Raw genomic sequence first — 12,519 nt, forward strand, 5'->3', positions numbered from 1 at the left:
ATCCACCTTACAAAAGAGCCAGGTAGTCTGTTTGCTTGTAAACAGGCTACGGCGGTTTGATGTCCGTGCAGCAAGGCGCAGAAATGACGGTCATCGCTAGTCAATATAATGGTTGGGATGGGTTTTATCAAACGCCTCATCGTGTTTTTTAGCAAACCACCAGGGCAGTGCCACAAAGACAAATAAACCGCCACATAAAAACATTTCAAAAAAGAAAATATTATTAATTGGAATTTGTGTAGGTGGTACAAAACCTATAACCATTGCAGCAAGGCAACAAATAAGCCCAATACCAGCGACTAACCACATCACCAGGTTTCCTCCGGGTATTTTATAGCTGCGTGGTTGATCTGGTTTGCTGTAACGCAATTTTATTGCTGCAGCGAACATGAAAATATACACTAATAAAGCCATTTGGGCACTGAGATCGCTCAGTAGCCAATAAGCGGCATTAATTGAATCCAGTAAGATGAATACAGAGCTTAAAAGAGTAAAAATAATACCCTGGGTAATTAAAATAGCGACAGGAGCTCCATAGCGGTTAACCTTGGCAAATAGTTGCGGTAGAGAACCATCGAGTGCAGAGACCAGTAACCCTTTAGTTGGACCAATAATCCATGCTGATACACCACTTAAGCCACCGAGAATAATGAACACAGCAATCAACGGAGTCATCCAGGGCATATGGTAAGAATCAAAGAATATGGCATAGGCATCAATCAAGCCGGAAACCACACTTAATTGATGATTAGGTACTACAAGAACAATAGCCAGGGAGCCACCTACGAGGGTGGCGAAAATAAGAATAGCTGAATACAAAATGGCGCGAGGGTAATCGCGTTGGGGGTTTTTAACTTCTTCTGCATGTACAGCAGACATTTCCATCCCGAGTAGGCCAAATAATACAGCTGAAAAAAGAGATAAATTTCCTATCGAACTGAAATCCGGGATCCAGGATGAGGGCATATCTGTAGTAAGCGGGCGGCCTTGAAAAAACCAAATAGCTCCTAAAAGGCTGATACCCACCATAGGCAAAATCGTACCAAGACTAGCACCAATAATACTAACGATACTGGATAGTCTCATACCAAAACAATTAAGTAAGGTAAAAAGCCAAAAAAGGCTCAACACAGTAATAAGAAGATAGGCTTTATTATTAGCAAGCTGAGGTGCAAAAAGGTAGGATAAGGTCGCTGCTATAAAAGCGAGAATGGTTGGATACCAGACCACATTATAAATCCATTGCAGCCAAATGGTAATAAAGCCAGCACGACGACCAAATGCTTCACGTACCCAAACATAAAGGCCGCCTGTATTGGGATAAGCTGTTGCTAATTCAGCGGCAACCAGAGCAATAGGAATAAAAAAAGTGATTGCCGCAACTAAATAATAAGTGACTAAAGGCAGGCCTAATTTTGCACTGATAGGAAGCGTGCGCAAACTATCAACTGCAATCACATTAATCATAACTAGAGAAAAAACCGACAAAACTTTTTTAGAAGAACGCATGCGGGGTCCTTAGTGGATGCAGCTTAAGACAATTGGCGGTGTCTGATCATGCAGAATAAATAGGTAAAATTTGTAAGCGGGGAAATTTAGCAGTTTACCTTTATAAAATCAATCTGCACAGCCTTTGGAAACCCATAAAAGGGCTTTGGGACTGCGGAATTTATCAGGCTCCACAGTCCCTGAAAGATCAGATTAAATTGCGTAACACATACTGCAAGATTCCACCATGACGGTAGTACTCCAATTCATTGGCTGTATCGATACGACAGAGCACCTCTACTTTGTTTTCACTACCATCTTGTCGTGCGATAACCATGGTTAGTTTTTCTCCAGGTTTTAGTGAGTCATCAACAGCAATGCTGATTCGCTCGGAACCATTAAGTTGTAAAGTCTTTCTTGTTGTATCCCCTTGGAATTGCAGGGGCAGCACACCCATACCAATCAGGTTGGAACGGTGGATGCGTTCGAAGCTCTCAGCAATTACTGCTTTGACACCCAGGAGGTTTGTCCCTTTTGCTGCCCAATCCCGTGATGAGCCTGTACCGTATTCTTTCCCAGCGATAACTACAAGCTGTTGATGTTCTTTTTGATACAGCATGGAGGCATCATAGATTGACATGATTTTGTCTGAAGGGATGTGGCGAGTAACACCGCCTTCAACCTCAGGGGTCATTTCATTGCGAATGCGGATATTGGCGAAAGTGCCTCGCATCATGACCTCATGATTGCCGCGGCGTGAGCCATAAGAATTAAAGTCAGCCTCACTAACCCCTTTGGATTTCAGGTATAAGCCGGCAGGGGAGTTTGCTTTAATTGAGCCGGCAGGCGAAATATGATCAGTAGTAATCGAGTCGCCTAAAAGCGCCAAGACATAAGCTTTAGTTACTGGCTTAATTGCCTGTGGTTTGGCTGAAAGATTTTCAAAAAAGGGCGGATGCTGGATATAGGTAGAATTGGCATCCCAATTATAAGTAGATCCACTACTTGTTTTAATCGCTTGCCAGTGCTCATCACCTTGAAATACTTCAGCATATTCCTTGCGGAACATACTACCCGTTACTTTAGCAACCTCTATAGCAACTTCAACATTGGTTGGCCAGATGTCTTTGAGAAATACATTGTTACCTTGAGTATCTTTGCCAAGAGGATCTTTGCTGAGATCAATGCAAGTGGTTCCACTTAACGCATAAGCGACAACTAGTGGAGGTGATGCCAGCCAGTTTGCTCGTACCTGCGGATGGACTCTGCCTTCAAAGTTACGATTGCCAGAAAGAACGGAGCAGACCACCAGATCGTTATCAGTCACACAATGCGCAATGTCATCAGGCAAAGGACCTGAATTACCAATACAGGTCGTACAACCATAACCCACTAGGTTGAAACCAAGTTTATCTAAATAAGTTTGTAAACCAGCATGTTGTAAATAATCGGTAACTACTTTGGAGCCAGGAGCTAACGATGATTTGACCCATGGTTTGCGAGTTAAACCTTTTTCAACCGCTTTTTTAGCCACCAGCCCTGCTGCCATTAATACACTAGGGTTAGAGGTATTAGTACAACTGGTTATAGCGGCAATAACAACATGCCCATGATGCATTTTAAAGTCTTGATTTTTTACGGGAAATGCTTTTTCTTTTTCTTTAGCTTTACCCACTTCTTCCAAAAAGATATCAAACTCATGAGCCAAGGTTTTTAAATTAACCTTATCTTGTGGACGCTTAGGGCCAGCTAAGGATGGTTCGACACTTGTTAAATCAAGGTGAAGGGTATCCGTAAAAATGGGATCTTCTGCTTGACTGTCATACCATAAGCCTTGGGCTTTACTGTAGCTTTCGACTAAAGCAATTGTATGGGCATCTCGTCCAGTTAACTGCAAATAACGTATGGTTTCTTTATCCACTGGGAAAAAGCCACAGGTGGCGCCATATTCTGGCGCCATATTAGAGATCGTTGCACGGTCAGCGAGAGGTAGATCAGCCAGGCCTGGACCATAGAACTCAACAAATTTTCCTACAACGCCTTTTTTACGCAGCATTTGCGTGACAGTCAGTACTAAATCAGTCGCTGTAATACCTTCTTGAAGCTTACCAGTTAATTTAAAACCAATCACTTCAGGAATCAGCATAGAGACGGGCTGCCCCAGCATGGCGGCTTCTGCTTCGATACCACCAACTCCCCAACCTAATACGCCCAAGCCATTAATCATCGTGGTGTGAGAGTCAGTACCAACGAGTGTATCAGGATAGGCATATAGAGTGCCGTCATGCTTGCTAGACCATACTGTTTTACCTAGATATTCTAAGTTAACTTGATGGCAGATACCGGTGCCAGGAGGAACCACCTGAAAGTTAGCAAAGGCCTTTTGACCCCAGCGCAAAAATTCATAGCGTTCCTTATTACGATGAATTTCAATTTCTGTATTGACCTTAAGTGAATCTGCGCTGGCAAACTTATCCACCATTACAGAATGGTCAATAACTAGATCAACGGGAGAAAGCGGAGAAATTTTCTTGGCATCACCACCCATTTTTTCCAAAGCATCACGCATAGCGGCAAGATCAACGACAGCTGGAACACCGGTAAAGTCTTGCATTAACACTCTGGCAGGCCGATAAGCAATTTCATGGTGAGATGATTTTTTATGTAACCAGTCGGCGATTGCTTTAATGTCGTCTGTGGTTACTGTATGGCCGTCTTCAAAACGCAGTAAATTTTCAAATAATACTTTAAGAGAGTAGGGTAAGCGGTTAATCCCTTTAAAATGCTTTTTTTCTGCTTCTTTCAGGCTATAGTAGTGATAAGTTTTGCCATCTACTTGTAATTGGCTCTCAGTCGAGAGGCTATCTTGACCCACTTGCATATACTGACTCCGTTGAGTTCAAAACAGTAATGATAGCTGAAATTCAGCAAAGTTTCATGAGGCTAAGGGGGCTAATTAACTTTTCTTTATACGTAAAAAATGGCACTGACCAAATCGTGCCACTTTTCGTTCCAAGGCTAATTTTTCATACGGTAACAAGACATGCTTGAGCATAGCTCTGTGTTAGCCCATGAATGGCATGCTTGCTTGCTGTCCATCAGCAGAGACTTTATCTCCTGTTGGTACAGGATGGACTAAAGCAGTCACTGTGGCAAACAAGGCTCGTTCTTCCTGTTGAACTTCAAGTTTATTCGCGTTTGTTTCCGCAATAACATAAAAGAGAGCAGGGGCTAAAATGAAAATAGCAATGCCTAGCAGAATGAGGCCGGCCGTTAGATCAAAGGGCAGGGCAATTAAACTGCAGACAAGCATCGTAGTACTCATTTGGGTTAGCTTAGTCATCACATTGTCCATAAAAGTGTAAGAATATTGTCCTTTCTCGCCACCAATGTGGTAATAATTGGGTGATTTATGGTAATTCCTTACCAGGGTTTGCTGCTCAGCTGGGGTATCGATACAGCCTGTCAATGTCTCGGCAAAAAGAAAGTAAGAGCAAATCAATTTTTCTTTTGTTGTTTGGTTGTCGGCCTGTGCAATTTGTTGTCGGATAACAAGTTGCTTTTCCTTGAGCTGGTTAATGACAGGTTGCCAATTTATAACGTATTGATAAGCCTGCAATTTTTGGAAGGCCTCAACTAAAAGCTTTTGCGCATCGTCTTCAGTTTTTTGTGGTCTTGCTCTAAAAAAATATCCCATGAGTATCTCGCAATGAATTTTAACTCAAGCAGATTAGCATGTTCAAACAATAGTCAAAATGAGCTATTAGCATAATTTACAGCCAGGTAATAACTTTTAACTAGTCCTTGACGTTCGAGGTGGGGCGGAAAAGAAAGTTACTATTTGAAAAACTGGTATGCATTTTGCTAACTAATGTAAGATTACAGGGAGTTTGCCCATGGTTGATTTAATCCAGTTAGCCTCTATACAACCAGCTGCCAAAGAACTTCAGTTGGCCTGTGAAAATGATGCAATAGAGGGTGATAAAAGCGTGCAAGATAGTACGGCATTTATGGCTATTTTAGAACCCTTATTGCTTGATGAAGTTAATGAATCAAGTGTGATAGGTCGAGGAAAAAATATTAAACAACAAGAAAAAGCGAGTACTGAATCTCCTGAGCAAATTGAATTGTGTAATATAGTAGAATTTTGTGAAAATGGTTATAAGAATCAAACCATTGACGAAGAAAAATCAATTGAAACAGCAAATAAAATAAACGACCACAAAGACGAACTCGATTTGATAATCGTTGATAACCCACAATTAGCTTGGTTTAATGCCTCTTCTTTTGAAGCACCTGGGGTGAGTTTGGAACTTTCCCAGGAAGAAGTAGCTGTCTCTGTTAATCAGCTTATACCGAGCAACCAAAAAGCCTTGACGGGACAGGAAATAGAACAGCCTGCCGTAATAATACCTGAAAGAGTCAACGAGGTAGCAGAGCAATCCACGGCAGTTAAATTGGATAAGCCAATCACACAAGAGTTGTCGCTTGTAAAGCCAGTTAGTGATTATTCAAGTGATACGACTCATGAGCAGACTCTCTTTGAGCAAATTAGGAATTCAGAAAGTAGTATTCCATCAGTAACCTCCGAGAAGGATTTATTAGAATCGGGCTCAGAAGACAGTGAAATGTTCGCGATAGAACAACGAAGTGACAAAAATCTGGCAGCTATAATGCCTGTCTTGACTAATCATCCAAATACGCAGACTTCGACTACGGCAACAGTTCCAGCCAAGGTGATTGAGTTGTCACAGAGCGTCGTGAATCCCGAGTGGGGGGACGAATTTAATCAGCAGATAATTTGGATTGGCCAACAAAAAATTAAAAGTGCGACTATAAAATTAAATCCGCAGGAGCTAGGTCCATTGGAGGTCAGCATTAAAGTGGTTAAAGAAGTTGCTACTGTCAATATTACGACTCACTCGGCACCGGTGAGGGATTTAATTGAACAAGCCCTCCCGCGATTGCGAGATATGATGGCTGAACAAGGTATCAATTTGTCGCAGGTCAATATTGAGTCAAATAATAATCAGAGACAACAATCCCCGCAGTACGATGAAGAAAGACGGGTTGATCATGAAATCAACGATGAACAAGCACTTGCCACTACGTCATTAACAGGTAGAGTCAGTAAAAGCCTTATTGACTATTTTGCTTAAAAAATCATTCTTTAAATAATCACATTTTAACGGGGGGTTTAAGCATGTCAGTTTCTAGTGGATCTAAAAATTATTTTCTTGATTGGTTCCAACAGAATGGTAATTTTCTTGATAAGAAGCTGACTACAAAAGAATGGGATCAGAAGGCAAGCGAACATGCTGTAAAAAAAGCGGTTGAAAACAATAAAAAAGCGCGCGCAATATACAGTTATCTGGATAATAAAATCATCTTGCAACATGCAAGGCTGGTCGACTATATCTTAACGGAAGCCTTTAAAAAATTTCAGGCTTCTGACTTTGAAAATCCCTCTGGTTTTGCGCAACCTAAAAAAGCAAGCCCAGAGGTTGTTAATTTTTTTAAGGTAAGGACTAAATTAGAGGATTTCATTCGTCAAAATATCTTCCAGCATCCCAGCCAAGCGACACAGCTTCAGGCTTTTCAACGATGGCTTACAATAGCAGAGATGTTGCGTCAACAAGGCTGTTATGAAGGAGTTAACGTCGTTGTTGGTGTGTTGATACAATCGGATATTAAATTAAAACTGGTGGCTCATTTAACAGACATTTACCGAAATCAATTTTTAGAACTAGAAACACTCATTGCACCTTTAAAAGCATTCCAAGTTCTACGTAAGGAGCTTGCGAAAGGGCAAAAACCCTATCACGATCTACCCTGTATCTTAATGTTGATTAGAGATCTCACCGGGTTTAGTGAAGTGCTAGGAGAGAATCAGAGTGAAATTGGACCCAAGCATTCCTCTTTTCAACAACTTGCTGCCAAGCAAAAATTGATACAAGGTATTTTAAATACTCAGACAAGACCATTACCCTGGTTTCCTAATGCCTTACGAGAGGTTTATGAAAAAATTGTAGGAAAAAAAGATAACGTTGTTTGTAATCCAGCCGCCGTAGGAGAGGATGAAGAACGCCCCGCTTTAAAGAGAGAGAGAGACGTTGTTGATTTATTAACATCCAATACTAAAGGTAACCCCTGCTTTTGGCAGTCGGTAGTTCCAGAGGAAAAACCTGCCTTGGGGGAAGGGACAGTTCTTACCAGTTCCCCCGCAGCTTTTTGAGCTCGAATACTATTGGTAGGAAATTAATAACAACTTCTTACACAACGAACAACAGCCCCATAGCGATTAACATAACAGTTTTTTTGGCAACGTACACCATAATAAGGTCCCCGGCCACGCCAGTAAATGGGTCCTGGGCGATAGTAATAACCGGGACGATAATAGCTGGGACCATAGTAGTAATACCTGGGGTAGTTGCGATAAACTTGGAAATAGGCTAATTCCATGTTCTTAGTTGCGCTTGGTGTTGGATTTTGGATTGAAGCTGCATGAGAATTGGACGTATAAGCGGTAGTTAAAAACAATAAAGCAGAGATTGTAAGTGTAGGCAACAAGCCAATGTTTTTAACAGAATGGCTGTTCATGTTTACTGTCCTTAGTTTGTTAGGGCTATTTTAAATTATAGACAGATTGGCAAATTTTAACCAATTGCTGTTTTAAACTCAGAGAAGAGTTAATTCATCGTTTTCGTGTTATTAATAGGTGGTCAAATTGATTGATAGAAACTATACCTTTCATTTAGCAATTTTAAGTCTTATTGCTGGTATGCCAATGGCGTTCGCAGCCACGGTTTTTTCACCTGTCTGCCCAAAAGAAATCGATATAATGGAAACCTTGATGAATGCTTATCCAGGTTGGAGTCAGGTTGTGAGTAAAGGGAGTTATTACCTTAACAGCATTGCTTTTTACGCAGGTGACCCTAAGGATTTAGCGAATCTCAAACCCGATTTTGCCAACAAGGGAGTGGCTAAATGGTCTTTCTCACCCAATGATAATATTTATATTGTGTGCGGCTATAATCAGACTGCTATACAACTTACCCAAGCCTTACCTGCAAACATTAACCGTTGTGAAGTAACATTTGATCAAACGATGATGAGTGAGAAAGGCTTTATCCCTAAAAAAGTAACTTGTTTCCAAGAGCAGTAGTTTTTCGCTATTCACTAAGCGAGATAAGTAATATTCACCAGAAATCCATTGGTATATAGATGAGCTAAGGTCAAGCCAGTACTCATCGTTTGTCCAGGCGCTCGACTAAGTTGACTTTTCCCCCAATCCGCAAATTCGTAGCCAATGCCAATTTGCCAATTTGAGGTTAATACTTTTTGTACGCCAGCTCCAAGATTATAAGTGAATGCTGTTTTGGTATGAGATGCAAAATCGGGTGTGGGCAGTGCTTCAAAAATTGTTGGCATGTTAGTAAAACGGTAAGCTTCGTTAAATCCAATGCCTATACTGCCGCTAATCCAGGGGATAACAACATAACCGCTATCGAGCAAAATCTTGCCTTTTAGAGCGATATGAGAATGTTTTAAGCGGTAGTTGTAACTATAATTATTAAATTGGGGGTCCGCATCATCCCATACATAGCCTGATAATTTTGCATTACCTGTAGTGACTACAGCAAGGCCCATTTGGCTTTGGAGTTGATTCCCATGCAGTGTTTTTTGTATTCCTACAAAAAGTTCACCTTCTGCTAATGCATTTGTTGTCTCATTTTTTACATAGGATTTTTCAATCTGTGGCGCGAGAAAAAAAGTTTGTGTTCTTCCACCATTTTCCCATACAGGGCCGCTACTTAAACTTGCAACAAAAGATGAATAAATAGTAGAGGACAGATTGTTAAAGAGAGGTATATTATTAGTTGCGTGAACTTCTTGCATTCCCAGTCTTGTACAGAGTATTAACACTACACTCAATTTACTGTTGTTTAACTTCATAAATACTCCTGTAATCATCTATCCGATTGACGATTCATTCTACAAAGCATTATCGAATTACACAAGAAAGAATAATTATAAAATCAATTAGTTGTAAAATAATTGGCTTATTCTTTTCATAAAATTTAACCTAAGTGAGGGCTCAAATTTACCTCAAAAAATGCGATAGAAACGTTTAATCATTTAGCCTAATAACAGCATGAAAAAAGTTCTTAAACTTAAGAGAATAATGAGGGTACCAACAGTAATCATCAGTATCTTCGCTGGTATAATACGAATCATATAAGCGGAAATAGGAGCTGCAAGAGCACCACCTAAAATTAGACCAATAATAACTGGCCAGTGTTTAAGTCCAATAGTAGAAAAAAAAGTGGCGGAGATACTGGTTGTTACCAGGAATTCAGCTAAATTAACCGAACCGATTGTATAACGGGGTGGTTCACCTTGAGCGAGTAAGGCTGAGTTGACAATCGAGCCCCAACCACCGCCACCTGCTGCGTCCAGGAAGCCGCCGGCAAAGCCTAGTGGGATAAGACGGTGAATTTTTTGCGCTGGTTTTTCACGCCGCAGTAATTTATAGAGGATATAGTTCCTTATTCTTTCTGATAAACTACTTTGCTGAAAGGCTTTGTAGATGATGTAAATACCCATAACAAACAGATAAATCATCAGAAAAGGTTTAATAAGTTGTTCCGGAGCTTTTGTTAGTAGATGGGCGCCTGCAATACCTCCCAGGATGCCTGGGATAACAAGCCTGCGAAATAGGTTATGATCGATGTTTTTAAACATCATGTGTGAGAGGCCAGAAACAGCGGTTGTAACTATTTCTGCAGTGTGAACGCCAGCACTTGCCATCGAAGGCGCTACGCCAAAGGCCATCAGTGCGGTCATACTGATGAGTCCGTAACCCATGCCAAGGCCGCCATCAATCAATTGGGCTCCAAAGCCAATTAATCCAAAAAGCAAATATTCATTCATTGATATTAATATTATTTTTTATATTAGAATAATACGCTTTAAAAATATTTTTTAAATGAGAAAATTAACTATTTTAAAAAATAGGACACTAACCAATTCATATGGTTATAGCTTACTTAAAGAAATAAAGAGTGAATTAAAAAGATAAACTGGCTGTTATCTATTAAATCTGACAATGGGTTCTCTTCCCTCGAGTACCTCTGCAGGACTATCCTGGAGAAATTTATAATCAATCAATATATTTTTTACATATTGACAGATTTGATCCCACAGTTTTCTTTTATCGAAGATAGTTGCAGCACTGCTGCTGGGGCAATCAATCTCGAGATCAAGCAACGTGATTCCTTGAGGGTTAAACAAAGAGGTTGTGGTTGTCTTGGCATGATACCCATTCCCACTGATTTCATCTATTCCTTGACTGGTAGATAATTTTTTATAAATCTGTTCCTCTTTAACCTGCAAACCATTTCCTGTAGGAACAAAATCAATGGTGGTTTGTGGTTCGCAAGCTCGTATTAGACCACTGTTCACATTACTGACACAATAATTAGTGGCAAAGGGAAAACCAGCTTGGTGGAAATGCATCAGTGCTTGCAGCACTAATTCATCTTGATCTGCAGAAGGATAATTAGCGAATAAAAATTTTTTAAAAAAATTAATGAGTTCTTCATTATTGGCAAAGGTATCCGGGTCTTTAATTTCAATTTTGGCATTTATTAGTACTTGAGGGAGCGATAGACCATTGATTAGGATTGGGCATTTTTCGCCACCTCGTGCCCATCGGTTCCAATCTCTACGTGCCTGTTCCATATCATTTGTGGGGGCGGCGGTATTCTCTTCTTCTGCATAGGCAAAAATACCTAAATGTTTGTATTTCCAGTAAGTACCCATTGTTGTCTTTGATTCTGTTTTATTTGTTTTGCCAAAGTATAGCAAGCTTATCTTAAGTCAAAATTAAAATTAAAATTAAATATCAACCATGGCTTTTGGCCAATAAGCGGTTAATGTATGCGATCGCTAAAGCTGAAAAAACTAAAGTCAGATGAATAACTACTTGCCACATAACGGTATTACTAGTTTGCTTGGTGGGATCGATAAAGGTACGCAACAAATGGATCGAGGAAATCCCAATCAGTGCGAGTGCCAGTTTAATTTTCATGGCACCCGCATCTAACTCGTCAAGCCATTCGGGTTGATCAGGATGATTATGTAGATTCAATTTGGATACGAAGGTTTCGTAACCGCCCATAACAACCATAATCAGTAAATTAGCGATCATAACCACATCAATTAAATCCAGTACGCCCAACATGATTTGAATATCATTAAAGCCGTTGATATGGAGAATTAAATGAAATAGTTCTTTAATAAAACGATAAACATAGGCGATTAAAATAAGCATGAGGCCAAAATACAAAGGAGTTTGCAGCCAGCGTCCCACAAAAATTAGACGGCTAATATTTTCTTTTAATTTATTCATGCTAAATCGTTCGCTGTTGAGTGAATTACCGTGATCAATTCAGGAGGTTGCAGTGTACTGTAATTTTTGAAAATAGAATAGGCAGTCAGATCTCTTTAACAGCATATTTCTTTTTCTCTTTGATGGCCAAATCAGGTCCTTTTGAAAGATAGGTAGTCAAACGAAGCGATAATTTCCAGCTATAGTTTATTTAGAGGTGGCATTTTTTCAGGGAGAATCTAATGGCCAGGAGGATATTGACAAATTTGGGGTTGTTGACAGTCTTGCTATTGATAAATTCCGCGAGTGGATGGGCTTCCTCACCACCAATACAACCACCAGGTGCCAGTTTACCACAATCTTATAATCCAGGGACGGGTAGCGATTTGTATACTATTAGTAATCATGGCGGGAGTTTTGACACTACACCGGTAGATCACACTGGTACTGAGAATGATATTCACTATGAGTACAATCATGTGCAATCAAAAGAATATCAAGGTAAACAACCTATTCACAAAGGGTTTTGACGTGTGGATGAAGTGAAATTCTGAATGTCAATCCTCTATTCGCAGTCAACAAAATAGAAAGATAAGAAACTATCGTTAATTTGTTGCTAATTTCTACAAGAAGCGATA

General features: G+C 40.1%; 12 protein-coding genes. 4 read left to right on the top strand and 8 right to left on the bottom strand.

All coding sequences use genetic code 11. The annotated features are described in order from the left end of the window. Window positions 1–96: 96 nt before the first annotated feature. From DYC89_RS06835 to DYC89_RS06845, 3 genes are all read right to left on the bottom strand, one after another. On the bottom strand, window positions 97–1,509 hold the full coding sequence (locus DYC89_RS06835) for an APC family permease (protein ID WP_115221104.1): 1,413 nt from the start codon (window positions 1,507–1,509) through the stop codon (window positions 97–99). Between the two features lie 187 nt (window positions 1,510–1,696). Continuing rightward, a complete protein-coding gene (gene acnA, locus DYC89_RS06840; RefSeq protein ID WP_115221105.1) occupies window positions 1,697–4,369 on the bottom strand; it encodes an aconitate hydratase AcnA in 2,673 nt (890 codons plus the stop codon). Between the two features lie 183 nt (window positions 4,370–4,552). Next, window positions 4,553–5,185, bottom strand: a complete 633-nt coding sequence (locus DYC89_RS06845) for a hypothetical protein (RefSeq protein WP_115221106.1) — start codon at window positions 5,183–5,185, stop codon at window positions 4,553–4,555. A gap of 199 nt (window positions 5,186–5,384) precedes the next feature. On the opposite strand from DYC89_RS06845, the gene DYC89_RS06850 reads away from it, so the two are divergent. Together DYC89_RS06850 and DYC89_RS06855 are read left to right on the top strand one after the other, a co-directional pair. Then, a complete protein-coding gene (locus DYC89_RS06850) occupies window positions 5,385–6,647 on the top strand; it encodes a flagellar hook-length control protein FliK (protein ID WP_115221107.1) in 1,263 nt (420 codons plus the stop codon). Window positions 6,648–6,691: 44 nt separating this feature from the next. Continuing rightward, window positions 6,692–7,723 (top strand): RasGEF domain-containing protein, encoded by a 1,032-nt coding sequence (locus DYC89_RS06855; protein WP_115221108.1) that lies wholly within the window; start codon window positions 6,692–6,694, stop codon window positions 7,721–7,723. A gap of 23 nt (window positions 7,724–7,746) precedes the next feature. On the opposite strand, the gene DYC89_RS06860 is transcribed toward DYC89_RS06855, so the two are convergent. After that, window positions 7,747–8,088 carry a hypothetical protein gene (locus DYC89_RS06860; RefSeq protein WP_115221109.1) on the bottom strand — a complete coding sequence of 114 codons (342 nt, stop codon included), beginning with the start codon at window positions 8,086–8,088 and terminating at the stop codon, window positions 7,747–7,749. A gap of 127 nt (window positions 8,089–8,215) precedes the next feature. Here DYC89_RS06860 and DYC89_RS06865 point away from each other — a divergent pair, with 127 nt between their 5' ends. Then, window positions 8,216–8,653, top strand: a complete 438-nt coding sequence (locus DYC89_RS06865; RefSeq protein ID WP_115221110.1) for an STY0301 family protein — start codon at window positions 8,216–8,218, stop codon at window positions 8,651–8,653. 14 nt (window positions 8,654–8,667) lie between these two features. Here the strand turns inward: DYC89_RS06865 and DYC89_RS06870 are convergent, their stop codons facing one another. The 4 genes from DYC89_RS06870 to DYC89_RS06885 all read right to left on the bottom strand — a co-directional run bounded on the left by DYC89_RS06870 (window position 8,668) and on the right by DYC89_RS06885 (window position 11,902). After that, window positions 8,668–9,444: an outer membrane protein gene (locus DYC89_RS06870; RefSeq protein ID WP_115221111.1), complete on the bottom strand. Its 777-nt coding sequence runs from the start codon at window positions 9,442–9,444 to the stop codon at window positions 8,668–8,670. Between the two features lie 183 nt (window positions 9,445–9,627). Beyond that, window positions 9,628–10,422, bottom strand: coding sequence for a sulfite exporter TauE/SafE family protein (locus DYC89_RS06875; protein WP_115221112.1), 795 nt, complete (start codon window positions 10,420–10,422; stop codon window positions 9,628–9,630). 156 nt (window positions 10,423–10,578) lie between these two features. Continuing rightward, complete coding sequence (locus DYC89_RS06880) at window positions 10,579–11,313, bottom strand: hypothetical protein (RefSeq protein WP_115221113.1); 735 nt, start codon at window positions 11,311–11,313, stop codon at window positions 10,579–10,581. Window positions 11,314–11,395: 82 nt separating this feature from the next. Then, a complete protein-coding gene (locus tag DYC89_RS06885) occupies window positions 11,396–11,902 on the bottom strand; it encodes a TIGR00645 family protein (protein ID WP_115221114.1) in 507 nt (168 codons plus the stop codon). Between the two features lie 221 nt (window positions 11,903–12,123). On the opposite strand from DYC89_RS06885, the gene DYC89_RS06890 reads away from it, so the two are divergent. Continuing rightward, entirely contained in the window at window positions 12,124–12,411 is a 288-nt protein-coding gene (locus tag DYC89_RS06890; RefSeq protein ID WP_115221115.1) for a hypothetical protein, read from the top strand. The last annotated feature ends 108 nt before the right edge of the window (window positions 12,412–12,519 follow it).

It is taken from the genome of Legionella donaldsonii (assembly GCF_900452385.1).
GTDB classification, from domain to species: Bacteria; Pseudomonadota; Gammaproteobacteria; order Legionellales; family Legionellaceae; genus Tatlockia; species Tatlockia donaldsonii.